The following is a 22,060-nucleotide window of genomic DNA, read 5'->3' as shown; positions in this document are numbered from 1 at the left end:
AACATTCAAAACAAACTCGGGGATACCGTAACCATGAAGCTGACCCGCCGCGTTAAGGAAATCCTTTCCTGGTACGAGAGCGACAATCCCGGCACCAAGGCCAACCTGGCCCGCATCCTGATGGAAGGCCGCCTGGGCGGCACCGGCAAGATGGTCATCCTGCCCGTCGACCAGGGCTTTGAGCATGGCCCCGCGCGCAGCTTCGCGCCCAACCCGCCGGCTTACGACCCGCACTACCATTTCCAGCTGGCGATCGACGCCGGCCTGAACGCCTATGCCGCCCCCCTGGGCATGCTGGAGCAGGGCGCCGCCACCTTCGCGGGCGCCATCCCCACCATCCTGAAGATGAACAGCTCCAACAGCCTGTCGCGCGGCGGTGACGCCCCGGACCAGGCGGTGACCGCCACCGTGGCCGACGCCCTGCGCCTGGGCTGCTCCGCCATCGGCTTCACCATCTACCCCGGCTCCGACGCCATGTTCGACCAGTTCGAGGAATTCCGCGAGCTGTCGGCCGAGGCCAAGGCCTGCGGCCTGGCCACCGTGCTGTGGTCCTACCCGCGCGGCGGCGACCTGGACAAGGACGCCGAGCTGGCGATCGACATCAGCACCTATGCCGCCCATATGGCGGCATTGCTGGGCGCCCACATCATCAAGGTGAAGCTGGCCACCGACCATCTGGGCAACAAGGAGTCCAAGAAGGTCTACGAGTCCAAGGGCATCGCCCGGTCCACCCAGGCCGAGCGCGTGGCCGACGTCATGCGCTCCGCCTTCAACGGCAAGCGCCTGGTGGTCTTCTCCGGCGGCGCCGCCAAGGGCGAGGACGCGGTGTTCGAGGACGCCCGCGCCATCCGTGATGGCGGCGGCAACGGTTCCATCATCGGCCGCAACAGCTTCCAGCGCAGCCGTGAGGACGCGCTGGCCCTGCTGGACCGGATCGTTCGCATCTACCAGGGCAAGGAATAAGTTTTTGAAGGCTGATTGCCGTCTTTACCTGGTGACGCCGCCGGCCCTGGAGCCGGCGGCGTTCGCCGTTCAATTGGCCACGGCCTTGGACGCGGGCGATGTCGCCTGCGTCCAGCTGCGGCTGAAGGATGTGGACGATGACGCGGTGCGTCGCGCCATCGACGCCCTGCGCCCGGTGGCGCAGGAGCGCGAGGTGGCCTTCATCCTGAACGACCATCCGCGCCTGGCCAAGGAGATGGGCTGCGACGGGGTCCATGTCGGCCAGACCGACATGCCCTACCGCGAGGCGCGCAAGATCATGGGCGGGGACGCCATCGTCGGGGTGACCTGCCACGACAGTCGCCACCTGGCCATGGTGGCGGGCGAGGACGGGGCGGACTACGTCGCCTTCGGCGCCTTCTTCCCCACCGGCACCAAGGAAACAGAGCACCGGGCCATGCCCGAGCTGCTGACCTGGTGGCAGGAGATGATGGAAATCCCCTGCGTCGCAATCGGCGGCATCACACCGGAGAACTGCGGCGACGTGGTGCGCGCCGGCGCCGACTTCCTGGCGGTGGTCTCCTCCGTCTGGCAGCACCCGGAGGGGCCAGGTGCTGCGGTACGGGCCTTCAACAAGGCCATCGCGGAGGCGTGACACAGACCCGGCGCCTACAGCGCCGGGATCACGTCGGTCTTGGAGAAGTCGTCCCCGACGAAGAGCAGCGGCAGGTTCATCTCTTTCGCCAGGGCATAGGCGTAGCAATCGCCCATGTTCAACGACGCGGGATGAACACCCCGCCCCCAGTGATCATAAACCTCAGCAACCTGCCGAGCCCCGTCCGATGTCACGGGCACTTCAGTCAGCCGCCACCCCTGCAGCAATCGATCCACACGCCCCCCAACACCCCGCCTGCGTCCGACGATCAAGGTTTCAACCAGTGTTCCCATACTGATGAAGACGCCATCCGCCCGATGCAGACATTCAGCGCATTCCAAGGCCAGCGGGTCGCCCAAGGCGATCTCGATAATCGCGGAGGTGTCGACGACGATAGCCGTTATGCGGGCAAGCCATCATCGTCGTAAAGAAAATCCTGGCTGCGCAAGGAGTTGGGCCCGCTGACAGGGTTGGCGCGGGCCTCGGCAATAATCTCCAAGGTCAGGGCATGTCGTTGCGCCTTGGTGAGTGGCGGCGTGACCGGCACCAGCCTGACGAGCGCCTGGCCCTGACGGGTAAGCACTACGTCCTCCCCTGCCACAGCCTTGTTCACCAAGTCAGTAAGCTGAGCCTCGGCTTCTTTGATCGCAATATCCACAACCGCCTCCATTGCCCACGCGGCCTGGTAATTTTACGCCAGCCCCACCGCCGAGTCGAATCACCTCACGGCAGCGCCACCGGCGCCCATAGCACGTCGTCGACGGCGGCCGCGTTGGTGGCCAGCATGACCAGGCGGTCAAAGCCCAGGGCGATGCCGGCGCAGTCGGGCAGGCCGAATTCCAGGGCCGCCAGGAAATCGGCGTCGATGGGATAGCGCTCGCCATACAGCGCCTGCTTCAAATCCATATCGGCCTCGAAACGAGCCTTCTGAACAGCGGCATCCGTCAGCTCCCCGAAGGCGTTGGCCAGCTCAACGCCGCAGGCGTACAGCTCGAACCGTTCCGCCACGCGGCCGTCTTCCGGCTTGGGCCGCGACAGCGCGGCCATGGACACGGGGTAGTCGGTCAGGAAGGTCGGCCGGCCCATGCCCAGGTGCGGCTCGATGCGATCCAGGCTGATGCGGAAGAACAAATCCTCCCAGGTGTCGCCGGCATGGGCGTGGATGCCCACGGCTTCGGCCGCCTGGGCCAGCAGGGCCACGTCCGGCCGGGCGGGATCGGGCGCCGTCGCCAGCAGGTCGATGCCGACATGGCGCTGGAACGCCTCCTGCACCGTCAGCACCTCCCACTCCGCCAGCGGATCGCAGGTGAGATCGCCCCGGCGCAGGATGTCCACGCCAGCGGCGGCGCACAGCGCCCGGGTCAGGCCGATGCAGTCGTCCATCAGGTCGCGATAGCCCGCCCCCACCCGGTACCATTCCAGCATGGTGAATTCCGGGCTGTGGGTGGGGGAGCGCTCGCCATTCCTGTAGACGTGGGCCAGTTGGAAGATGCGCGGCAGCCCCGCCACGAGCAGCTTCTTCATGGTGAATTCGGGGCTGGTGTGCAGGCGCAGGGTCAGCCGGTCGTCGGGATGGCTGCCCACCAACTCGGTGGCGAAGGCCATCAGGTGCGGCTCCAGCCCCGGGGACACCTGCAGGGCCGGCGTCTCCACCTCCTCAAAGTCCCCATCCTCGAACCAGCGGCGCAGGGCGCGGGTCATGGCGCCGCGCGCCTTCAGGTTGGCGGCGCGCCGGGCCATACGGTCGGGGTGCCACCAGGGTTGGGTCGGGGTCTTCATGGCTGGTGGTCCTTCCACGACAAGCGATATGCTGGGCGGCATACCGTTCCCACCTGCCGCTGTCGAGTCCCGTGGCCAAATCCACCCCCGTCAAAAAATCCAAAAGCCCGCCCGCGGTGACGCCCGCGCCCCAGCCGGAGCCCAAGGCGCCGGGCGCGGCCCCCAACGTCACCCTGCGCTGGGACGGCGCCCGCATCAGCGAATGGAACGCCCTGCTGAAGCGCGTGCCGCGCAGCAGCCTGACGCAGTGCTTCGGCTACGCCGCCGCCATGATGACGGTGGAAGGCTGGAAGCCGCGCCTGGGCATCTTCGAACGGGACGGCCAGCCCATCGGCCTGGTGCTGGTGCTGGAGAAGCGCCTGGCCCGCGCCGTGCAGGTGGCCAAGGTGCATCGCGGCCCCCTGCTGGTGCCGGAGGCGCAGGACTGGAGCACCGTGGGCGTAGTTTACCGCCTGCTGCGCCAGGCCTATCCCACCGGCCTGCTGCGCTGGCCCAGCGTGATCGCCGAGGTGCCGGCCGGGCCCCTGGCCACCACGGCGCTGACCTGGGCCGGCTGGCGTCATCAGCCGGGGCCCGGCTATCGGACCATCTGGCTGGACCTGACGCCGGATGAGGCCGCCTTGCGCGCCAAGTTGGACCCCAAATGGCGCAACAAGCTGCGCCAGGGCGAGAAGTCCGGCCTAGCGGTGGAGGTGGACCGCGACGGCGCCACCCTGCCCTGGCTGCTGGAAAAGCACGAGGCCGACCGCAAGGAACGCAAGTACCGCGCTGCCGGCACCAAGCTGCTGACCCGCCTACGCACCGCCATGCACAAGGATGGCGACGTCCTGGTCCTGCGCGCCCTGCTGGAGGGGGAGCCCGTGGCGGGCATGCTGATCTTCGGCCACGGCGTCGCCGCGACCTATCAGGTGGGGTGGAGCGGCCCGGAAGGCCGACGCACCCGCGCCCACCATCTGCTGCTGTGGCGCGCCTGCCTGGAATTGAAGGCCCAGGGCCGCGTCGCCTTCGACCTGGGCGGCCTGACCCCGGACGTGGAGGGCATCAACACCTTCAAGCGCGGCCTGGGGGGTGAGGAAGTGGAACTGGCCGGCGTGTGGAACTAGCGCTGGTCCAGCTTCAGCTCGATGCGGCGGTTGCGGGCGCGGACGTCGGGGGTGTCGCCCGGCTCCAGCGGCTGGAACTCACCGAAACCGGTGGAGGCCAGGCGCTCCGGCGCCACGCCCTGCTGGATCAGGAACTTCACCACCGCCGTGGCGCGGGCGGAGGATAGTTCCCAGTTGCTGGCGAAGGCGGGGGTATGGATGGGCACGGCATCGGTATGGCCGTCCACGCGCAGGATCCAGTTCAGGTCCTTGGGAAACTTCTTGGAGATGTCCAACAGGGTCTTGGCCAGGCTGGCCAGTTGCTTGCGGCCCCGGTCGCCCAACTCGGCGCTGCCGCTGTCGAACAGCACCTCGGACTGGAAGACGAAGCGGTCGCCGACGATGCGGATGTCCGGCCGGTCGCCCAGCACCTCGCGCAGCTTGCCGAAGAACTCGGAGCGATAGCGGGCCAGTTCCGCGACCTTGCCGGCCAGGGCGGCGTTCAGGCGCTTGCCCAGATCCACGATCTGGACCTGCTGTTCCTTGTCCTTCTGCTCCGACGCGGCCAGCGCGGCGTTCAGTTGCGCAAGCTGCTGACGCAGCGCCGCCAACTGCTGGTTCAGCAGGTCCACCTGCGCCTTGGCCTGGGCGCTGACGTTCTTCTCGTTATCCAGTTCCGCCTGCTTGGCGCCGGCGGCATCGGTCAGGGCCTGCACCTGGGCCGCCAGGTCGTCCTTGGCCTTGCCCGCCGCGTCCAGGTCCGCCTGCAACTGGGTATTCTTGGCCAGCGACGCCTGCAACTGCTCCGTAAGCGCCGCCATGTCGGCGGTCAGCTTGGCCTTGTCCGCCTGTTCCATGGCCAGTTGGTCAGCCAGCAGCGCGATGCGGCTGTTCAGCTGGGCCAGCGCCTCATCCTTGCCGTGCAGCAGGGAAGACAGCGCGAACTGCGACAGCACGAACACCATCAGCAGGAAGACGATGACCATGACCAGGGAGGACAGCGCGTCCACCCAGCCTGGCCAGATGTCGAGGTGACGGCGTGAAGCCCGCCGGCCAATGCCCGCCATGGCTTAGCGTTCCGCCCCTTCGCCCAGCGCCGCGATTGTGCGGGTGAGGATCTTGATCTCGGTGCGGATTTCCTGGGTCGACTGGACGCGGCCGGTGGCCACCTCCTCCACCAGGCGGGCCAGGTAAAGGTCCAGGTTGCGCAGGTGGGCGCGGCTGGCGTCGTCCAGGCCGCCACCGCCCAGGGCGCCGCCGCCGCTTCCCAGCTGTTCCGCCAAGCGCTGCAGCACGGGGCGCATCTCCAGCTGCCCCTCCGCCAGCCGCACCATCAGCTGCTGCTCCGCCTTCATCTGGTCCGACAGGGTGGCCAGCCGCTCCGTCAGCGCCACCAGGTGGCTGTTGGCGTTGCGCCGGTTATCCTCCCCCTGCGCCATGGTGTATTGCAGCTTCTCGATATTCTCGGCGGTCGTTTCCAGCAGGGCCTGGATGTAGGCCGGCACCGGCTGGTCGCCCACCTCCACCAAGCCGCCACCGCCGATGCGGGTGGACCCGGCCAGCCAGTCCTCCAGATCCATGTAGAAGCGGTTCTGCGCCTGGCCGGCCTGCAGCTCCAGGAAGCCCAGCACCAGGGAGCCGGCCAGGCCGAACAGGCTGGCGCTGAAGGCCGTGCCCATGCCGGCCAGCGGGGCGGCGAGGCCCTGCTGCAAGTCGGCGAAGATGGCCACGGCGTCGCCATTGCCCACCTTCAGGCCGGAAATGACGCCGCCGATGGTAGAAACCGTCTGTAGCAGGCCCCAGAAGGTGCCCAGCAGGCCCAGGAAGATCATCAGGCCGATCAGGTAGCGGCTGATCTCCCGGCTTTCATCCAGGCGGGCGCTGACACCATCCAGCAGGGAGCGGGTGGCGATGGCCGACAGGTTGAGGCGGCTGCCAGCCATGCCCGCCGTGCCGCCACGGCCGCGATCGCCCAGCATGTGGGCCATGGGCGCCAGCAGACGCGGCTGGGTGGAGGTGGCGCCGCCGCTGCGGAAGGTTTCCAGCCATTCGACCTCGGGCCGCAGCATCATGGCCTGGCGGAAGATGTAGAGGATGCCGATGGCCAGCGCCCCCAGGATCAAGCCGTTCAGGGCGGGATTGGCCATAAAGAACCGCTCCACCTGCGGGTAGAGCACCCCCATCACGGCGGCGATGGCCGCCAGGAACACACACATGCGGAACAGATAGGGGGTCGGGCGCGACATTGTTTTCCTTTATCGCTGCGGCGGGTTGGCTCCGGACGGCTGCCACCGTCCCGGCCCGCGGGGACTGGCTCAGTGGATGAAGGTCAGCTCCACCCGGTCGAAGACCTCAGGCGGCAGGTCGGAGCCCTTGGCGGCCCCGCGCACGGCGTTCTTGTCATCCTGGTCGCCATTGACGGACCCCATGGCGTACACCACCAGCCGCTCCTTGGGTACGCCCAAGGCCATCAGGCGGTCGCGCACGGCGTTGGCACGGATGAGCGACAAGCGCCGGGCGGCGGCCTCCCGGTCCAGGGCCGGCAGCGGGGCATATCCCCGTATCTCCAGACGACGGTTGGGGTCTTGGCCCAGACGGCCCGCGACGGCGGTCAGGGCCGCCTCCTGCTTCTTGTCCAGGGTGGTGGACCCGGCGGTGAAGGGCACGACCAGATGGTCCGCCGGGGTGGCGGGCGTGCCCTTGTCCACATGGGTGACGCCCCGTGGCCGGATGTCGGAAGTCACGGGCGGCTGGGCCCCCTCCGGTTCCGGCGTGCGGCCGGGGACGGGCGTCGCCTCCGGCTTGGTCAGCGCCTTCGGCATGTCGGGCACCGGCACCACCTTGGGCGTGGGCGCAGGCTTGGCCCGTTCGATGGTAGGCGTGCCCAGCTCACCGGAACTGGGCGGGGTGGTCGCCTTGCCCGACTGGCTGTCGGTGGATTGGCCGGGAACGGCCGGCGCCGGCGCGGCCTTGGGCGCCTTATGCTGGGCGGCCTTCGGCTTCGGGGCGGGATGCGCCGCCGGCTCCTGCGGGCTGGATCCCTTTCCGGCGTCGGTGGTTCCGCCCTGAGGGGCGCCTGTGGGAGAAGCGCCAGCGGCCGGAACATCGGTCGGGGAGGTCTGGGCATAGGCCGGAAACGCCAACAACGCGGCGGCCACAACAGCTAGAACGGGCACAGGGGACATGGTGGGGCGACGCATACGGGTAACGGCTTTCGGCAGGCTGACTAGACCTTGGAAATGTGGCCAATCCATGGTCCGCGCAACCTTTTTATCACCGCTTTGGCTCACCGGCCCTGTTTCATGACGCCGCCTGCCGCATCCCGTGCTTGACGCCAACCCATGATTTAGAATAATTCTAATTCACTGATTAACATCGGCGGCCCATCAGGCGCCGCCCCACCAGACCACCGGTCAGGAGCCTACCCCATGCTGCCCCAGCCGCAGACCGCCGCCGCCCCTTCCGCCCACGCCTTCACGTTCCAGCGTCTGGGCGGTCAAGGCGCCATCCCCTTGGCTGCCTTCGCCGGGCAGCCAGTTCTGGTGGTGAATACCGCCAGCAACTGCCGCTTCACCAACCAGTATGAGGATTTGCAGGCCCTGCACGCCAAGTACGGCCCCCGCGGCCTGGTGGTGCTGGGGGTGCCGTCCAACGACTTCGGCAAGCAGGAACCCGGCTCCGCCTCGGAAATCGGCGCCTTCTGCCAGCGCAACTACGGCGTCGAATTCACCATGGCGGACAAGGAAGTGGTGGTGGGCGCCACGGCCCATCCGTTCTTCGGGTGGCTGGTGGATGTCGCCGGCGAGGACGCCGCCCCGCGCTGGAACTTCCACAAGTACCTGCTGGGCAAGGATGGCCGTCTGGTCCGTTACTGGTCGTCCGTCTTCCGCCCATCCAATGAGGCCATCATCCAGGCGGTGGAAACGGCCCTGGCCTGATCGCCCCTCCCGCGCGCGACTGAACCGCCCCCGGCGCCACCGGCACCGGGGGCGGCTTCGTCAGAAACGATAGCCCACCGCCGCGAAGGCGCGGGCGCTGGTGGCGGTGTAGGTCACAGGGCTGTCGGCCGCGTCGCCCAACAGGCGCTTCACCGTCACATCACCGGTCACGAACCAATGGTCGGTGATGCGATACCGGGCCAGGGCACCGGCGCTGACATCCTTGAAGCCGGCCCCAGCGCTGTAGGCGGCGAAACGGCTGGCGCTGGCCTGGGCCGGGGTGACGCCGAAATAGGTTTGCATATAGCTGTCGCTGGCCCAGCTCACGCCGACATGGGGCATCAGGGTCAGGCGCTCAGCCAACTTCAGGGGCAGGCCGACGCCACCTGTCACCACCACGCCATCGTTCTGGTCCCCGGTGTACTTCACGGCAGACAGGTCAAGGCTGAGCCGCCCCAGCTGATAGGCGCCGAAGACCTTGAAGCCCAGTGACTTGTCCACGTCGCCCATGCCCTTCAGCCGGTCGTCGCCGTTGTTGAACAGGCCGTTGCCCTTGCTGTCGTTGCGGCCGGGGTCGAAGGTCAGGCCGCCGCCGACGCGAAAATCGCCGTGATGCCAATAGGCGCTGAGCCCCTCCGGCCCCATGGTCAGCATGTCGTTATAGCGGACGCTGAACAGCGGCATGGGGCTGGCCTGGTAACGGTCGCTGCCCTCGTATGTCGGGCGTACCGCCACGCCTGCACCCAGGCTGACGTCCCAGACCGGGGCTGGCGAGACCGGCGCTGGCCAGACCGACGTTGGCTGGGCGGTTCCATCGTCGGCCAGCGCGGTCGCGGCGAGCAGGGAGGCGACGGCCGTCACAAGGGTGGATACGGGAAGGAGAATCTTGCGGGGAAACATGGGCGCTTGGCCTCTCACAGGGGAAACGGCGTCCGGTGGCGGCCCCCAACTGCGCCGACCGCCAAGACGCGGGGATCGTGCCTTGCCAATCTTGGCGGCTGATGTCGTGTTTGCTGCGGCGGCGGCACAATGTGTCCGGCCTGAAATAATCGGCCGGGACAACGGACACAGGCGCGGGGAACGGGCGTGCTAGCATGCGGCCATGACCCTGACGCCGCCGCCCTCCCCCACCCTGCTGATCGTCGATGACGATGAGGACATCCTGTCCCTGTTGACCCTGTTCTTCCAAAAGCACGGCTACAGCGTGCGCGTGGCGGAGGATGGCGGGGGCATGCACGCGGCCCTGGCGGCGGAGCCGGTGGATCTGGTGATCCTGGACGTCATGCTGCGCGGGGAGGATGGGTTCAGCCTGTGCCGTTCCCTGCGCACGGCGTCCCGCGTGCCGGTCATCATGCTGACCGCCATGGCCGACCATACCGACCGCGTCGTCGGGCTGGAGATCGGGGCGGACGACTACCTGACCAAGCCCTTCGACGCGCGCGAGTTGCTGGCCCGGGTCAAGGCCGTCCTGCGGCGCACCCGCGAGGGGGGCGGCGCGGTGGCCGAAACCCGCCCCTGCCTGGGCTTCGCCGGCTGGCGACTGGACGTGGCGCGGCGCGAGCTACGGTCCGAGGACGGTACCCTGGTGCTGCTGTCCGGCGGGGAGTTCGACCTGCTGCTGGCCTTCGTGGAGCATCCGCAGCGCGTGCTGACCCGCGACCAGCTGCTGGACCTGGCGCGGGGCCTGAGCCACGGGGCCTATGACCGCAGCATCGACGTGCAGGTCAGCCGCCTGCGCCATAAGCTGGAGGACGACCCCAAAAATCCATCCCTGATCCGCACCGTCCGCAACGGCGGCTATATCTTCACGCCCCAGGTCCGGCGGCAATGAAGTCGCCGTGGCCGCAGGACACCATCGCCCGTCGTTTCGCCCTGACCATCATGGCGGCGGTGACGGTGGCCGCGACCTTGAGCGCCCTGGCCGTCAGCTTCGCCGGAAGCTGGCTGTCTTCGCCCGCCAACGAGGCCGGCCTGTTCCAGGCGGTCACCAGCATCAGCCACGCCATAGACGTCGCCCCGCCGGAGATGCGGCCGACCCTGGCCCGCGCGGCTTCGACCAAGCTGTATGAGGTCGACTGGTACGACGCGGCGAGCCCCCTGGCGGTGGCGCTGGACCGGGAATCGGGAGCGGAGGACATCCACCCCTTGCCCAGCCCCTGGCTGGAGGCGCTGGGCCGGCGAGCCCTGGTGTTCACGGCGACGGCGGCGGACGCCGGGCGCCTGGGTCTGCGGGCCGCCGTGGGAACGCACCCGCGTCCACGCTTCCTGGGCGTGCCGCTGAGGGACGGCAGCTGGCTGGTCTACATGGCCCGGGACTGGTCGCGGGATCTGGTGCGCCTTTCCCGCGTCGCCATCACCCTGGTGCTGCTGTTGCTGTCGGCCGCGGCCGTTTCGCTGATCGCGGCGCGGCAACTGTCCCGCCCCATCGAACGCATCGCCGCCGCCGCGCGGCAATTCGGCACCGATCCCAAGGCGCCCCCCATCATCGAGTCGGGACCCCGCGAACTGCGCGGCGTCATTCAGGCCTTCAATGATATGCAGGGGCAGATCCAGAAGTTCGTGGGATACCGCACCGCCATGCTGGCGGCCATTTCTCACGACCTGCGCACCCCCCTGACCCGCATGCGGCTGCGCGGCGAATTCGTGGAGGATCCGGTGCAACAGGCGCGGCTGTTCCGCGATGTGGACGAGATGCAGGCCATGGTGGACGGGGCCTTGGCCTTTTTCCGCGACGACGCGGATGAAGAGGCCGTGACGGCCTTCGACCTCGCGGGGCTGCTGACCACCATCGCCGACGAATTCGCCGACCAGGGAATCACCATTCCCTATACCGGGCCGCCCCATGCCGTCTATCGCGGCCGGCCGTTCGCGCTGAAACGCGCGTTCACCAATGTGATCGAGAACGCCGTCAGGCACGCCACACCGCCGACGGTGACGCTTGAAGAAGTGCCGGCGCAAAACGGAACGGCCCAAGACGCGCGCGGAATGCTGGCGATCACCGTGCGGGATGACGGACCGGGCATCCCGGACGACGCGCTGGATCAGGTGTTCAGCCCCTTCTTCCGCCTGGACCGGTCCCGCAATCGGGTCACGGGGGGCGTGGGCCTGGGGCTAACCGCCGCGCTCGCCATCATCCGCGCCCATGGCGGAGACATCATCCTGTTCAACCGGACGGGCGGGGGGCTGGACGCCCGGGTGACGCTGCCCGTCACCTGAAAATGAAACGGCCCGGACGGGATGGTCCGGGCCGTTTCCACCAATCGGGATAATCCGTCAGCCGGCGGCCTTCTTGCCGGCGTTGCGCAGCAGCGTGCCCAGGGGCAGGTGCAGATGGGCGTTGGCGGCCAGCACGCTGGCGCCGCTCTGCGGGTTGCGCCCACCAGCGATCTCGGTGGCGAAACCGCCGGCCTCGGTCACCATCAGCAGACCCGCCGCCACGTCCCACGGCTTCAGGTTGGTCTCGAAGAAACCGTCGAAACGGCCGGCCGCGACATAGGCCAGGTCCAGGGCGGCGGCGCCGAGACGGCGGATGCCGGCGACCTCGCCCATCACCGCCTGCAGCTGGGGCAGATAGGCGGCGTGGTCGCCATGGCCCTTGAACGGTATGCCGGTGGCGATGAGGGCGTCGGGTAGGTTGCGGCGGGCGGAGACGCGCAGGCGGGTGTGGTTCAGGAAGGCGCCGGCGCCCTTTTCCGCCCAGAACATCTCGTCATGCACCGGTTCGTACACCACGCCGGCGACGATCTCGCCTTCCTTCTCCAGCGCGATGGTGATGGCCCAGTGCGGCAGGCCGTGCAGGAAGTTGGTGGTGCCGTCCAGCGGATCGACGATCCAGCGATGCGACGGGTCGCTGCCGGCGACGGTGCCCGTCTCCTCCAGCAGGAAGCCGAAGCTGGGGCGGGCCTTGGCCAGTTCCTCACGGATGATGTTTTCCGACTTGCGGTCGGCGGCGGACACGAAGTCCGCCGGGCCCTTGCGGGAAACCTGCAGCTGCTCCACCTCGCCGAAGTCGCGCACCAGGGCGCGGCCCGCCTTCTCGGCGGCTTTGGTCATGACGTTGAGGATAGCGGAACGGGCGGCCATGGGGTGTCCCTTTTGATCTCATCACAAGGCGGGTCCCCGGGGGACCGCCCTACCATAAAAGCCGAGAGCGAATTCCACCGGAAGGCGGAATTCGCTCTGGCAACGAACCAGCCGCCCGAGGGCGGCGGCGGGAAGGAGGCTTAGTCCTTCGCGCGTTCCATATATTCGCCCTCGGCGGTGCTGACCACCACGCGGGTGCCGGCCTCGATGTGCGGCGGAACCAGGATGCGCACACCGTTTTCCAGCACGGCCGGCTTGTAGGAGGAAGAGGCCGTCTGGCCCTTCACCACCGGGTCAGCCTCGGTGATCCGCAGGGTCACGGTCTGCGGCAGTTCGACGGACAGCGGCGCGCCCTCGAAGGTCTGCACCGTCACTTCCATGCCGTCGGTCAGGAAGACCTTGCCGTCGCCGACGACATCGCCGGGGATGGACACCTGCTCGAAGGTTTCCTTGTCCATGAAGGTGTAGCTGTCGCCGTCCTCGGCGAACAGGAAGGTCATCTCATGTTCGTCCAGGCGGGCCCGTTCCACGCTTTCCTGGGTGCGGAAGCGCTCGATCGTCTTGGTGCCCGTGCGCACGTCCTTCATCTCGATCTGGATGAAGGCGCCGCCCTTGCCGGGCTGCACGATCTGCGTCTTCACGACCACCCACAGCTTGCCGTTATTCTCCATAACGTGGCCGGGGCGCATGGTGTTGGCGTTAACCTTCATGGTGCTTCAACTTTAACCTGGGTGTTTGTGAGCGGCGGGGACCCTAGCAGCTTGTGGCCGGCCGGACAAGATCGGCCGAAATTCCCCGGGCGCATGCCCCTTCGGCGTTATCCCGCGCAAAAGGGGGCGAAGCGGCCCAGCGGTAAGAGACGGAAGCGGGCGCCCATGGAAAAAGGCCCGGCGAGCGGATGCCGGCCGGGCCTGGTCAAGTTTGGGATGGGAAACAGGGAATGAGGGGACTCAAGAAGATGGAAAGGCGGTCAACGAAACTCAGGGCTTAATCAGGGCGCCGACCGCAGCACCGCCCGCGGCGCCGATGGCCGCACCAGCCAGGACCGGGCCGCCCACGATGGCGGTCAGGGCGGCACCACCCGCGGCGCCAATGGCGCCACCGGACAGCGCGCGCTGCTGGCGGGCGTTAAGGCCGGAGCAACCGGCCAGCAGGGAACCGGCGACAACGACGATGACAGCTTTCTTCAACATGATGGCCTCAGTGCTCTCTTGTTTTGAACCGGGGCGGAACCTGAAGGGTGCCGCCCCGGGCCGGACTTGATGCCGACTGAATGGGATGGGCTAGATGGCCTGGGTTAACGGATCGGGATGACCACGTTCAGGCCGGCCGGCGGGTAATAGACCGGCGGGGGCGGCGGGGGGCGTAGTACACCGGGGGCGGCGGCACGTACACCGGGCGGGGCGGCGGGGCGTAGTAGTACGGGGGAGGCGCCACGTAGACCCGGGGACCGTAGTAATCGTGATAGCGGTAATAGCCGTGGTGATGGTGCCAGTACTCATCAGCCTTAGCCTTGGTCGCGGTCAGACCGGATGCGGCGACCCCGACCACGACCAGGGCGGCAACCGCGGCAAAGCGCTTTACCTTCGCCAGACGCAGGAAATCGCTCGTCATGATCTTAACCTCCAAAAGGTGGGACGCTCGCCTGTCGGCTCGTGCCGTCGTCGGCTTCCCATGACTGGTAATCTGAAGGTGGATGTTGACGATTTAAGGGCGATGTTTGCCTTAATGCGACCGCAATTAAAAACGGCCGGGAGCAGTGCACTCTCGGCCGTCTCACCAATTAATTCAATGCACTGTCGGTTCTGTCAGCGGACGACCTGGCCGGTGCCGCGCCCGCGCGGATCGGACGCGGTTTCCAGATCCGTGCCGATCACGCGCACGGCCTCCACGTCGCCCATGTTCCAGCCCTGGTTGACCAGCGTGTAGCCCATGGCCTTCAGCTTGTCGGCCTCCGGGCCGGTCAGCGGGGCGTAGGGGTCGTAATAGATGGTGTCCTTGGGCAGGAGCTGGTGATGCACCCGCTGGGCCGCCACCGCCGCCTGCAAGGGCATGTGGAAGTCATAGACGTCGCTCATCACCTGGAAGACGCCGGTGAAGATGCGGGAGCCGCCGGGCGTGCCCAGTACCAGGCTGACCTTGCCGTCGCGGGTCACGATGGTGGGGGTCATGGAGGACAGCATGCGCTTGCCCGGCTGGATGGCGTTGGCATCCTTGCCCACCACGCCGAAGCCGTTGGGCACGCCGGGCTTGGCGGCGAAGTCGTCCATCTCGTCATTCATCAGGAAGCCGGCGCCCTCCACCACCTCGCCATTCCCGAACTCGAAATTCAGGGTGTAGGTGTTGGAGACGGCGTTGCCCCACTTGTCGACCACGGAAAAGTGCGTGGTCTCGTTGGGCTCCAGCCCCGGCTTCACGTCGGGCGTGGGGGAAATGGCGTTCGGGTTGATCTCCCCCGCCCGCTTGGCCAGGTAGTCGTCGCTGATCAGCTTTTCCACCGGCACCTTATAGAAGTCCGGGTCGCCCAGGTACTCGGCACGGTCGGCGAACACCCGCTTCTCGATCTCCGCCAGCAGGTGGATGTACTTGGCGGAGTTCAGCGGCACGTCCCTGAAGTCGGCGGCGCGCAGCTCCTTCATCTTCAAGAGCTGGGCCAGCGCCTCCCCGCCCGAGCTGGGTGGTGGGGCGGTATAGACGACGTTGCCCTGCCATGTGAATTGAATGGGCTCCCGCCACTTGGCCTTATAGTCCGCCAGGTCCTGCGCCGTGATCAGGCCGCCGTCCTTCTTCATCTGCGCGACCAGCAGCTGCGCCGTCTTGCCGGTGTAGAACTCCTTGGGTCCGTCCTTGGCGATGCGCTTCAGCGTCTCGGCCAATTCCGGCTGGATGAAGGTCTTGCCCGCCTGCATCTCGCCGAAATACCGGGCGAAGTTGGTGCCCGCGAACTGCGCCATCATGTCGGTGCGGTAGGCGATGATCTTGTCGGAGGGTAGAAAGCCCTTCTCCGCCAGGGTGATGGCAGGCTGGATCACCCGCGCCCAGGGCAGCGTGCCGAAACGGTGGTGCGCCTCCCACAGCCCCATGACGGTGCCGGGCACGCCGGCGGCCTTGGCCCCCACCAGGCTGAGCTTGGGGATCACGTTGCCCTGGGCATCCAGGTACATGGTGCGGGTGGCAGCCTTGGGTGCCACCTCCCGGTAATCGACGAAGTAGGGTTTGCCGTCGACGAACAGGGTCATGAACCCGCCGCCGCCGATATTGCCGGCTTCGGGATAGGTCACGGCCAGGGCGAAGGCGGTGGCCACGGCCGCGTCCACGGCGTTGCCGCCGGCCTTCAGGATCTCCGCCCCCGCCGCCGTGCCGAAGCTGTCGGCCGAGGCCACGGCGCCTCCGGACAGCAGCGCGGCGGGCGCCGCGGCGCTCTCCTTGGCCTGGACCTGCGGCAGGGCGGCGACCAGTGCCAACCCAACCAGCGTCCCGCCCAGGGCATTGAGAACCCACCGGCGCGTGACGCCTTTCATCAACCGACCCTTGCCACCATCGCCACCCTGCCAGGACCCCATCGGTCACCCCTCTTGTTTGCATCGTTGTCCGCTCAACCGCGGAAGCGTTCAGCATGCCCAGGTCGCCCGCGAAAGATAAGATGATTTTGCGCTGCGATAGGATGAGCGAGACTTGATCTTTATCTCATATATGGGAAATATTCCCATTATGGAACAGACACCCTCCCCCGACCCTTTCGAGCAACGCCTAGCCGCCCGCCTGGCCAGCCTGCGCCTGGAACGTGGCTGGACCCTGGAAACCCTGGCGGAGCGCAGCGGCATCAGCCGGGCCACCCTGTCCCGCCTGGAGCGGGGGAGACCAGCCCCACCGCCGCCCTGCTGGGGCGCCTGTGCACCGCCTACGAACGGCCCATGTCCCGCCTGCTGGCGGAGGTGGAGGCCGACCCGCAGCAGTTCATCCCCCGCGCGTCCCAGCCCGTCTGGACCGATCCGGAAACCGGCTTTCACCGCCGCGGCGTCTCCCCGCCCGCCAGTGGCTATATGACGGAGATGGTGGAGGGCACGCTGCCACCCGGTGCCGTCATCGCCTATCAGGCGCCGCCGGTGGCGGGGCTGGAACATCATTTGTGGATGCTGTCGGGCCGGCTGGATCTGACCTTGGACGGCACCCGCCATGCCCTGTCAGCGGGGGACACGCTGCGCTACCGACTGACGGGCGGCAGCCGCTTCCACTGCCCCGGCCCGGACGCCGCGCATTACGTCATCGCCATCACCCGCCCCTGAGCCACCCCCGAGCCATCATGACCAGCCTGACCATCCGCGAAATCCCCGCCGCCGAGCTGGACGCCCTGACCCCGGCGCTGAGCGGCATCCTGCACGCCTGCGTCCTGGGCGGGGCCAGCGTCGGCTTCATCCTGCCCTTCACCGAGGGCGAGGCCGCCGCCTTCTGGCAAGGCCTGCGGCCGGGCCTGGAGACGGGAGGGCGACGTCTGTTGGGTGCCTGGCTGGGGGAGCGCCTGGTCGGCACGGTGCAGTTGCTGCTGGCCGGCCCGCCCAACGGCCGCCACCGGGCGGAGGTCGCCAAGATGCTGGTCCATCCCGACGCCCGCCAACGCGGCATCGGCCGCGCGTTGATGACCGCCGTCGAGGCGCTGGCCCGGACGGAGGGGCGCACCCTGCTGTTGCTGGACACCGGCAGTGACGAGGGCCGGGCGCTGTACCGCTCCGTCGGGTTCCAGACCGTGGGCGACATCCCGGGCTATGCCATCCATGTCGATGGTTCAGCACTGGCCACGACCATCCTGTACAAGCATTTAACAGGATCAACGACGGGAAATTACGGTAGCTGAACGGCGTTACCCCGGCCAATTACCCGCCTCGCCAGTAAAAAATGTTGCGCCAGCAGCATTTTCACCCCCGCGCGCCCTGCCCCCGCCTTGCCGCCCCTGCGCACTAGGGTTAAGGTCGCAGCCGGTCCCGGCAGGGCGGACCCGCGCCAAAGCCGGCGGGGAACCGGCCCGAAACGCGCCGGACAGCCATGAATAGGGGCGGTTAAGGCGGCAATGGGTTTCACGCTGGCAGTCGGCACATTCCTACAGCATTTGATCAACGGCCTGACCCTGGGCGCCATCTACGGACTGATCGCCATCGGCTACACCATGGTGTACGGCATCATCCGCATGATCAATTTCGCCCATGGCGAGATTTACATGATCGGCGCCTTCATCGCCGTCACCACCTTCACCCTGCTGCTGGGGGCGGGCGTGACGTCCGTGCCGCTGGCCCTGGTCATCGTGCTGGCCATCTCCTGCACCTTCACCGCCGCCTATGGCTGGACCATCGAGCGCGTGGCCTATCGCCCGCTGCGCACGGCGCCCAAGCTGGCGCCCTTCATCTCCGCCATCGGCATGTCCATCCTGCTGCAGAACTTCGTCATGCTGACCCAGGGCGCGCGGTCGAAGTCGCTGCCCCCGGTCATGACGGGCGGCGTCACCCTGTGGCACGATGGCGACTTCAGCCTGGGCCTGACCAACATCCAGATGTTCATCATCCTGCTGACCGTGGCGCTGATGGCCGGGTTCACCCTGGTCATCAACCGCACGGCCCTGGGGCGCGCCCAGCGGGCGTGCGAACAGGACCGGACCATGGCGGCACTGCTGGGCATCAATGTCGACCGCACCATCTCCCTCACCTTCGTGTTGGGGGCGGGGCTGGCGGCGGTGGCCGGCGTCATGGTCACGCTCTATTACGGCGTCATCGACTTCTACATCGGCTTCCTGGCCGGCATGAAGGCCTTCACCGCCGCCGTGCTGGGCGGCATCGGCAGCCTGCCGGGCGCCATGCTGGGTGGCCTGCTGATCGGCCTGATCGAGGCCTTCTTTTCCGGCTACGTCTCCAGCGCCTACAAGGACGTGGCGGCGTTTTCCATCCTGATCCTGGTGCTGGTGGTCCGCCCCTCGGGCCTGCTGGGCCGTCCTGACATCGAGAAGGTGTGAGGTCATGGCCGCACCCGCTAACGCCCCGATTCCTTTCCCCCATCGCCTGCGCGACGCCGGCATTGCCGGCCTGGTCGCCATGGCGTTGGCCGTGCCCTTCCTGGGCCTGCGCACCGTCAACCTGGACCAGGGGCTGGTGGTGCAGGCCAACCTGGCCTATGTGCCCCTGGCCGGAGTCCTCGTCTTCCTGGGCCGGCTGATCCTGGGCCTCCTGGCGGGTCCGCTGGCCAAAGCCACAGCCCCCCTCGCCAACTGGCGACCGCCGGCCAGTACCCAGCGCCTGCGTCCCTGGGGTGGCCCGCTGCTGGTGCTGGCCGCCGCCGCCCTGCCCTTCCTGCCCTTCGCCAACCGCTATGTCATCGACCTGGGCACCACGGCGCTGATCTACATCCTGCTGGCGACGGGCCTGAACATCACCGTGGGCCTGGCCGGGCTGCTGGATTTGGGCTTCGCCGCCTTCTACGCCATCGGCGCCTATACCTGCGCCCTGACCACCACGCAGTTGCATTGGGGGTTCTGGCCGGCGCTGGCGGCGGGGGGCTGGCGTCCAGCCTGTTCGCCGTCCTGCTGTCCCTGCCCATCCTGCGGCTGCGCGGCGACTATCTCGCCATCGTCACCCTGGGCTTTGGCGAGATCACCCGCATCGTCATCCTGAACTGGCAGGGCCTGACCGGCGGCCCCAACGGCGTGTCCGGCATCGCCCGGCCCACCCTGTTCGGCCTGACCTTCGACCGGCGGGCGCCGGAGGGCGGCCACACCTTCAGCGAAATCACCGGCATCGCCTACGCGCCGGAACACCGGCTGATCTTCCTCTATCTGCTCATCCTGGCGCTGACCGCGCTGGCGGCCTACACCGTGGCCCGCCTGCGCCGCCTGCCCATCGGCCGCGCCTGGGAGGCCCTGCGCGAGGATGAGATCGCCTGCCGCTCCCTGGGCATCAACCCCACCATGGTGAAGGTGTCGGCCTACGCCACCGGCGCCCTGATGGGTGGGCTGGCCGGCTGCTTCTTCGCCGCCCGCCAGGGCTTCGTCAGCCCGGAAAGCTTTGGCTTCATGGAGTCGGCCACCATCCTGGCCATAGTCGTGTTGGGCGGCATGGGCAGCCAGGCGGGCGTGATCATCGCGGCCTTGTTCATCGTCGTGCTGCCGGAGTTGGCGCGCGGCTTCGCCGACTACCGCATGCTGGCCTTCGGCCTGGCCATGATCCTGATCATGATCTGGAAGCCGGGCGGCCTGCTGGCCGGCCGCCTGCCGACCATCCGGCTGTCGACCGCCAAGCCCAAGCCCGTGGCGGAGGCCGCGTAATGACGACTGAGCCCCTTCTTGATGTTCAGGGCCTGACCATGCGCTTCGGCGGCCTGCTGGCCGTGGACGGCGTGGACCTGACCGCCGACCGAAACCGCATCACCGCCTTGATCGGCCCCAACGGCGCCGGCAAGACCACCATCTTCAACTGCCTGACCGGCTTCTACAGACCCACGGCCGGCCGGCTGCTGCTGCGCCACCCGACCAGGGGCCCCCTCGAGCTGCAAAAGCTGAAGGGCTATGGCGTCGCCCGCACCGGCGTCGTCCGCACCTTCCAGAACATCCGCCTGTTCCCCAGCATGACGGTGCTGGAAAACCTGCTGGTGGCCCAGCACCAGACGCTGATGCCCAAGTCCGTCTTCTCCCTGGCCGGCCTGCTGAACCTGAAGGGCTGGCGCGCGGCGGAAGAGGCGGCGGTGGACACCGCCCGCGACTGGCTGCGCCGGCTGGACCTGCTGGCCGTGGCGGATGAGGCAGCGGGCAATTTGTCCTACGGCATGCAGCGCCGGGTGGAGATCGCCCGCGCCATGAGCACCAACCCGCTGCTGCTGTGCCTGGATGAGCCGGCGGCGGGATTGAACCCCCGCGAGACGCGGGCGCTGGCCGAGCTGCTGGCCGGCATCCGCGCCGAACACGGCATCGGCATCCTGCTGATCGAACATGACATGGGCCTGGTCATGGACATTTCCGACCACATCTTCGTCGTCGACCATGGCGCCCGCATCGCCGCCGGCACGCCGGCCGAAATCCGCAATGACGCGCGGGTGATCAAGGCCTATCTGGGCGAACCGGATGCGGACGATCTGGCGGTTGGGACGGGGGCACACTGATGGCCGGCCCGCTGCTGCAACTGTCCGACGTCCACGCCAGCTATGGCCCCGTGCACGCCCTGCGCGGCGTCAACGTCACGGTGAACGAGGGGGAGATCGTCACCCTCATCGGCGCCAATGGCGCCGGCAAGTCCACCCTGCTGATGACCCTGTGCGGCAACCCCAGGCCCAGCCAGGGCCAGATCCTGTTCCAGGACAAGAGCCTGGTGGGCCTGCCCCCGCACCTGATCGCGGCGCAAGGCATCGCCCAGGTGCCGGAGGGGCGGCGCATCTTCCCGCGCATGACGGTGCTGGAAAACCTGCGGCTGGGCGCCACCCTGGCCGACCCCGCCCACTTCGCCGAGGATCTGGCCACCTGCTACGGCCTGTTCCCCATCCTGGAGAAGCGCCAGGCCCAGCGCGCCGGCACCCTGTCGGGCGGGGAGCAGCAGATGCTGGCCATCTCCCGCGCGTTGATGAGCCGGCCGCGCGTGCTGCTGCTGGACGAGCCCTCGCTGGGCCTCGCCCCCCTCATCATCCGCCAGATCTTCCAGGTCATCGAGCAGCTGAACCGGGAACGCGGCATGACCATCCTGCTGGTGGAGCAGAACGCCTACCACGCCCTGAAGCTGGCCCACCGCGCCTATGTCCTGGCCTCGGGCGAGGTGGTGCTGACCGGCTCGGGGCGTGAGCTGCTGGCCAACGAGCAGGTGCGCGCGGCTTACCTGGAGGGTGGGGCGCATTAATTACTGAAGCGCCTCGATCCCTTTGCGGCGAATGACATTCAGCAATGCCAGGACAGCGCCTTTGGCCTGCTTCGTCCCGCGTTCAAGCTGCGAGACATAACCTGTCGTCAGGTTAAGATACTTGGCGAGCGCCGCCTGGCTAAGGTGCGCTTGTTCGCGCATCGCCCTCACCTCTTGTCCTGAGATGGGTTCCGCCATGGGAGAAGCGCTTGAACCGAGGTGCCGCACCGTGATCTTGCTATAGGTGGCCTCATCCATGAGGCCAAGGCGATGCTGGTCACCAGCCATTTCCAATAGCTCCTGAGCCAGTCGGCTAGGCTTCTTGGTCGTCATCCAGGATCTCCTGCAAATCGCCGTTTTCCAGGGCCTGCGTGATTTTATCCCCCGCCGCCGCAAGCCAGATGGCACCGATGGTGCGGAGGGTCTGCAGTTCATCTTCCTCAATGTTTTCGCGGTCGCTCTTGGCGAATCCATAGAGGAATACGGCGCGACCGGCGGCTCGGTAAGCGACGATCATCCGATATCCGCCCGACCGGCCCTGACCTGCTCGGGCAACTCGCTGCTTGATCAAGCCGCCGCCTAAGTCGGCATCAATAATACCTCGTTCAGCGCGATCGATCGCTTCCCGTAAACCACCGTCGGTCAACCGTTCACGGCGCGCGAATCGGGCCACGCCTTTCGTCTTGAAGACCCGCACACTCCCGATCCCACGCTATAAACTAT

25 protein-coding genes and 2 pseudogenes are annotated in these 22,060 nt (G+C 67.7%); 13 read left to right on the top strand and 14 right to left on the bottom strand.

Annotated elements, in window-relative coordinates:
• The first annotated feature begins 33 nt into the window (after positions 1 to 33).
• Both UCD39_RS23725 and thiE read left to right on the top strand, forming a co-directional pair.
• The gene (locus UCD39_RS23725) at positions 34 to 963 is read left to right on the top strand and encodes a class I fructose-bisphosphate aldolase (protein WP_330498149.1); all 930 of its coding nucleotides are present in this window, start codon (positions 34 to 36) and stop codon (positions 961 to 963) included.
• A gap of 4 nt (positions 964 to 967) precedes the next feature.
• Positions 968 to 1,597, top strand: coding sequence for a thiamine phosphate synthase (gene thiE / locus UCD39_RS23720; protein ID WP_330498148.1), 630 nt, complete (start codon positions 968 to 970; stop codon positions 1,595 to 1,597).
• Positions 1,598 to 1,611: 14 nt separating this feature from the next.
• Here the strand turns inward: thiE and UCD39_RS23715 are convergent, their stop codons facing one another.
• The 3 genes from UCD39_RS23715 to epmA all read right to left on the bottom strand — a co-directional run bounded on the left by UCD39_RS23715 (position 1,612) and on the right by epmA (position 3,376).
• Positions 1,612 to 1,992, bottom strand: a complete 381-nt coding sequence (locus UCD39_RS23715; protein ID WP_330498512.1) for a type II toxin-antitoxin system VapC family toxin — start codon at positions 1,990 to 1,992, stop codon at positions 1,612 to 1,614.
• Positions 1,993 to 1,997: 5 nt separating this feature from the next.
• A complete protein-coding gene (locus tag UCD39_RS23710) occupies positions 1,998 to 2,255 on the bottom strand; it encodes a type II toxin-antitoxin system Phd/YefM family antitoxin (RefSeq protein WP_330498147.1) in 258 nt (85 codons plus the stop codon).
• Positions 2,256 to 2,320: 65 nt separating this feature from the next.
• Entirely contained in the window at positions 2,321 to 3,376 is a 1,056-nt protein-coding gene (gene epmA, locus UCD39_RS23705) for an EF-P lysine aminoacylase EpmA (protein ID WP_330498146.1), read from the bottom strand.
• 116 nt (positions 3,377 to 3,492) lie between these two features.
• Between epmA and UCD39_RS23700 the strand changes: the two genes are divergently transcribed.
• Complete coding sequence (locus tag UCD39_RS23700) at positions 3,493 to 4,479, top strand: lipid II:glycine glycyltransferase FemX (protein WP_330498145.1); 987 nt, start codon at positions 3,493 to 3,495, stop codon at positions 4,477 to 4,479.
• Here UCD39_RS23700 and UCD39_RS23695 read toward each other — a convergent pair.
• The 3 genes from UCD39_RS23695 to UCD39_RS23685 all read right to left on the bottom strand — a co-directional run bounded on the left by UCD39_RS23695 (position 4,476) and on the right by UCD39_RS23685 (position 7,643).
• On the bottom strand, positions 4,476 to 5,525 hold the full coding sequence (locus UCD39_RS23695) for a peptidoglycan -binding protein (RefSeq protein ID WP_330498144.1): 1,050 nt from the start codon (positions 5,523 to 5,525) through the stop codon (positions 4,476 to 4,478). The genes UCD39_RS23700 and UCD39_RS23695 overlap by 4 nt on opposite strands.
• 3 nt (positions 5,526 to 5,528) lie before the next feature.
• A complete protein-coding gene (locus tag UCD39_RS23690; protein ID WP_330498143.1) occupies positions 5,529 to 6,704 on the bottom strand; it encodes a flagellar motor protein MotA in 1,176 nt (391 codons plus the stop codon).
• 69 nt (positions 6,705 to 6,773) lie between these two features.
• Complete coding sequence (locus UCD39_RS23685; protein WP_330498142.1) at positions 6,774 to 7,643, bottom strand: OmpA family protein; 870 nt, start codon at positions 7,641 to 7,643, stop codon at positions 6,774 to 6,776.
• 243 nt (positions 7,644 to 7,886) lie between these two features.
• On the opposite strand from UCD39_RS23685, the gene UCD39_RS23680 reads away from it, so the two are divergent.
• Entirely contained in the window at positions 7,887 to 8,396 is a 510-nt protein-coding gene (locus UCD39_RS23680) for a glutathione peroxidase (RefSeq protein ID WP_330498141.1), read from the top strand.
• A 60-nt stretch (positions 8,397 to 8,456) separates the two neighbouring features.
• Here the strand turns inward: UCD39_RS23680 and UCD39_RS23675 are convergent, their stop codons facing one another.
• Positions 8,457 to 9,296, bottom strand: coding sequence for a MipA/OmpV family protein (locus UCD39_RS23675; protein WP_330498140.1), 840 nt, complete (start codon positions 9,294 to 9,296; stop codon positions 8,457 to 8,459).
• 202 nt (positions 9,297 to 9,498) lie between these two features.
• On the opposite strand from UCD39_RS23675, the gene UCD39_RS23670 reads away from it, so the two are divergent.
• Together UCD39_RS23670 and UCD39_RS23665 are read left to right on the top strand one after the other, a co-directional pair.
• Positions 9,499 to 10,227: a response regulator gene (locus tag UCD39_RS23670; protein ID WP_330498139.1), complete on the top strand. Its 729-nt coding sequence runs from the start codon at positions 9,499 to 9,501 to the stop codon at positions 10,225 to 10,227.
• Complete coding sequence (locus UCD39_RS23665; protein ID WP_330498138.1) at positions 10,224 to 11,612, top strand: ATP-binding protein; 1,389 nt, start codon at positions 10,224 to 10,226, stop codon at positions 11,610 to 11,612. The genes UCD39_RS23670 and UCD39_RS23665 overlap by 4 nt, the downstream gene beginning before the upstream one ends.
• 57 nt (positions 11,613 to 11,669) lie before the next feature.
• Here the strand turns inward: UCD39_RS23665 and UCD39_RS23660 are convergent, their stop codons facing one another.
• From UCD39_RS23660 to ggt, 5 genes are all read right to left on the bottom strand, one after another.
• A complete protein-coding gene (locus tag UCD39_RS23660) occupies positions 11,670 to 12,479 on the bottom strand; it encodes an inositol monophosphatase family protein (RefSeq protein WP_330498137.1) in 810 nt (269 codons plus the stop codon).
• 140 nt (positions 12,480 to 12,619) lie between these two features.
• The gene (gene efp / locus UCD39_RS23655) at positions 12,620 to 13,189 is read right to left on the bottom strand and encodes an elongation factor P (protein WP_145729568.1); all 570 of its coding nucleotides are present in this window, start codon (positions 13,187 to 13,189) and stop codon (positions 12,620 to 12,622) included.
• Positions 13,190 to 13,459: 270 nt separating this feature from the next.
• A complete protein-coding gene (locus UCD39_RS23650) occupies positions 13,460 to 13,672 on the bottom strand; it encodes a YMGG-like glycine zipper-containing protein (RefSeq protein WP_145729569.1) in 213 nt (70 codons plus the stop codon).
• Between the two features lie 127 nt (positions 13,673 to 13,799).
• Positions 13,800 to 14,093 (bottom strand): hypothetical protein, encoded by a 294-nt coding sequence (locus UCD39_RS23645; protein WP_330498136.1) that lies wholly within the window; start codon positions 14,091 to 14,093, stop codon positions 13,800 to 13,802.
• 194 nt (positions 14,094 to 14,287) lie between these two features.
• Positions 14,288 to 16,000, bottom strand: a complete 1,713-nt coding sequence (gene ggt, locus UCD39_RS23640) for a gamma-glutamyltransferase (protein WP_330498135.1) — start codon at positions 15,998 to 16,000, stop codon at positions 14,288 to 14,290.
• Positions 16,001 to 16,172: 172 nt separating this feature from the next.
• On the opposite strand from ggt, the pseudogene UCD39_RS23635 reads away from it, so the two are divergent.
• From UCD39_RS23635 to UCD39_RS23600, 7 genes and pseudogenes are all read left to right on the top strand, one after another.
• A pseudogene (locus UCD39_RS23635) lies at positions 16,173 to 16,310 on the top strand (helix-turn-helix domain-containing protein); the annotation flags it as partial.
• 83 nt (positions 16,311 to 16,393) lie between these two features.
• Positions 16,394 to 16,765 (top strand): cupin domain-containing protein, encoded by a 372-nt coding sequence (locus tag UCD39_RS23630; RefSeq protein ID WP_330498520.1) that lies wholly within the window; start codon positions 16,394 to 16,396, stop codon positions 16,763 to 16,765.
• 17 nt (positions 16,766 to 16,782) lie between these two features.
• Positions 16,783 to 17,331, top strand: coding sequence for a GNAT family N-acetyltransferase (locus UCD39_RS23625; protein ID WP_330498134.1), 549 nt, complete (start codon positions 16,783 to 16,785; stop codon positions 17,329 to 17,331).
• A gap of 213 nt (positions 17,332 to 17,544) precedes the next feature.
• Positions 17,545 to 18,477 (top strand): ABC transporter permease subunit, encoded by a 933-nt coding sequence (locus UCD39_RS23620; protein WP_004273582.1) that lies wholly within the window; start codon positions 17,545 to 17,547, stop codon positions 18,475 to 18,477.
• 4 nt (positions 18,478 to 18,481) lie between these two features.
• Positions 18,482 to 19,782 (top strand): annotated as a pseudogene (gene livM / locus UCD39_RS28610) (high-affinity branched-chain amino acid ABC transporter permease LivM).
• Entirely contained in the window at positions 19,782 to 20,612 is an 831-nt protein-coding gene (livG, locus tag UCD39_RS23605) for a high-affinity branched-chain amino acid ABC transporter ATP-binding protein LivG (protein WP_330498132.1), read from the top strand. The pseudogene livM and the gene livG overlap by 1 nt, the downstream one beginning before the upstream one ends.
• On the top strand, positions 20,612 to 21,337 hold the full coding sequence (locus tag UCD39_RS23600; protein WP_145729574.1) for an ABC transporter ATP-binding protein: 726 nt from the start codon (positions 20,612 to 20,614) through the stop codon (positions 21,335 to 21,337). The genes livG and UCD39_RS23600 overlap by 1 nt, the downstream gene beginning before the upstream one ends.
• Here UCD39_RS23600 and UCD39_RS23595 read toward each other — a convergent pair whose 3' ends face one another.
• The gene (locus tag UCD39_RS23595; RefSeq protein WP_330498131.1) at positions 21,338 to 21,670 is read right to left on the bottom strand and encodes a helix-turn-helix domain-containing protein; all 333 of its coding nucleotides are present in this window, start codon (positions 21,668 to 21,670) and stop codon (positions 21,338 to 21,340) included.
• Positions 21,651 to 22,034 carry a type II toxin-antitoxin system RelE/ParE family toxin gene (locus UCD39_RS23590; RefSeq protein ID WP_330498130.1) on the bottom strand — a complete coding sequence of 128 codons (384 nt, stop codon included), beginning with the start codon at positions 22,032 to 22,034 and terminating at the stop codon, positions 21,651 to 21,653. Before UCD39_RS23590 ends, UCD39_RS23595 begins: the two co-directional genes overlap by 20 nt.
• Between the last annotated feature and the right edge of the window lie 26 nt (positions 22,035 to 22,060).

This window comes from Nitrospirillum karajorum (assembly GCF_036348415.1).
Lineage (GTDB): Bacteria > Pseudomonadota > Alphaproteobacteria > Azospirillales > Azospirillaceae > Nitrospirillum > Nitrospirillum amazonense_B.
Note: the sequence above shows the minus strand (reverse complement) of the source record. Positions and strands in the feature narration are given on the sequence as shown.

Coding starts and splice junctions, on each gene's coding strand:
- UCD39_RS23660 (WP_330498137.1), bottom strand. CDS start 12,479: ATGGCCGCCCGTTCCGCTATCCTCAACGTCATGACCAAAGCCGCCGAG.
- UCD39_RS23665 (WP_330498138.1), top strand. CDS start 10,224: ATGAAGTCGCCGTGGCCGCAGGACACCATCGCCCGTCGTTTCGCCCTG.
- livG (WP_330498132.1), top strand. CDS start 19,782: ATGACGACTGAGCCCCTTCTTGATGTTCAGGGCCTGACCATGCGCTTC.
- ggt (WP_330498135.1), bottom strand. CDS start 16,000: ATGAAAGGCGTCACGCGCCGGTGGGTTCTCAATGCCCTGGGCGGGACG.
- UCD39_RS23620 (WP_004273582.1), top strand. CDS start 17,545: ATGGGTTTCACGCTGGCAGTCGGCACATTCCTACAGCATTTGATCAAC.
- efp (WP_145729568.1), bottom strand. CDS start 13,189: ATGAAGGTTAACGCCAACACCATGCGCCCCGGCCACGTTATGGAGAAT.
- UCD39_RS23680 (WP_330498141.1), top strand. CDS start 7,887: ATGCTGCCCCAGCCGCAGACCGCCGCCGCCCCTTCCGCCCACGCCTTC.
- UCD39_RS23675 (WP_330498140.1), bottom strand. CDS start 9,296: ATGTTTCCCCGCAAGATTCTCCTTCCCGTATCCACCCTTGTGACGGCC.
- UCD39_RS23725 (WP_330498149.1), top strand. CDS start 34: ATGAAGCTGACCCGCCGCGTTAAGGAAATCCTTTCCTGGTACGAGAGC.
- UCD39_RS23630 (WP_330498520.1), top strand. CDS start 16,394: ATGTCCCGCCTGCTGGCGGAGGTGGAGGCCGACCCGCAGCAGTTCATC.
- UCD39_RS23645 (WP_330498136.1), bottom strand. CDS start 14,093: ATGACGAGCGATTTCCTGCGTCTGGCGAAGGTAAAGCGCTTTGCCGCG.
- UCD39_RS23650 (WP_145729569.1), bottom strand. CDS start 13,672: ATGTTGAAGAAAGCTGTCATCGTCGTTGTCGCCGGTTCCCTGCTGGCC.
- UCD39_RS23600 (WP_145729574.1), top strand. CDS start 20,612: ATGGCCGGCCCGCTGCTGCAACTGTCCGACGTCCACGCCAGCTATGGC.
- UCD39_RS23695 (WP_330498144.1), bottom strand. CDS start 5,525: ATGGCGGGCATTGGCCGGCGGGCTTCACGCCGTCACCTCGACATCTGG.
- UCD39_RS23595 (WP_330498131.1), bottom strand. CDS start 21,670: ATGACGACCAAGAAGCCTAGCCGACTGGCTCAGGAGCTATTGGAAATG.
- UCD39_RS23625 (WP_330498134.1), top strand. CDS start 16,783: ATGACCAGCCTGACCATCCGCGAAATCCCCGCCGCCGAGCTGGACGCC.
- UCD39_RS23690 (WP_330498143.1), bottom strand. CDS start 6,704: ATGTCGCGCCCGACCCCCTATCTGTTCCGCATGTGTGTGTTCCTGGCG.
- UCD39_RS23685 (WP_330498142.1), bottom strand. CDS start 7,643: ATGTCCCCTGTGCCCGTTCTAGCTGTTGTGGCCGCCGCGTTGTTGGCG.
- UCD39_RS23670 (WP_330498139.1), top strand. CDS start 9,499: ATGACCCTGACGCCGCCGCCCTCCCCCACCCTGCTGATCGTCGATGAC.
- epmA (WP_330498146.1), bottom strand. CDS start 3,376: ATGAAGACCCCGACCCAACCCTGGTGGCACCCCGACCGTATGGCCCGG.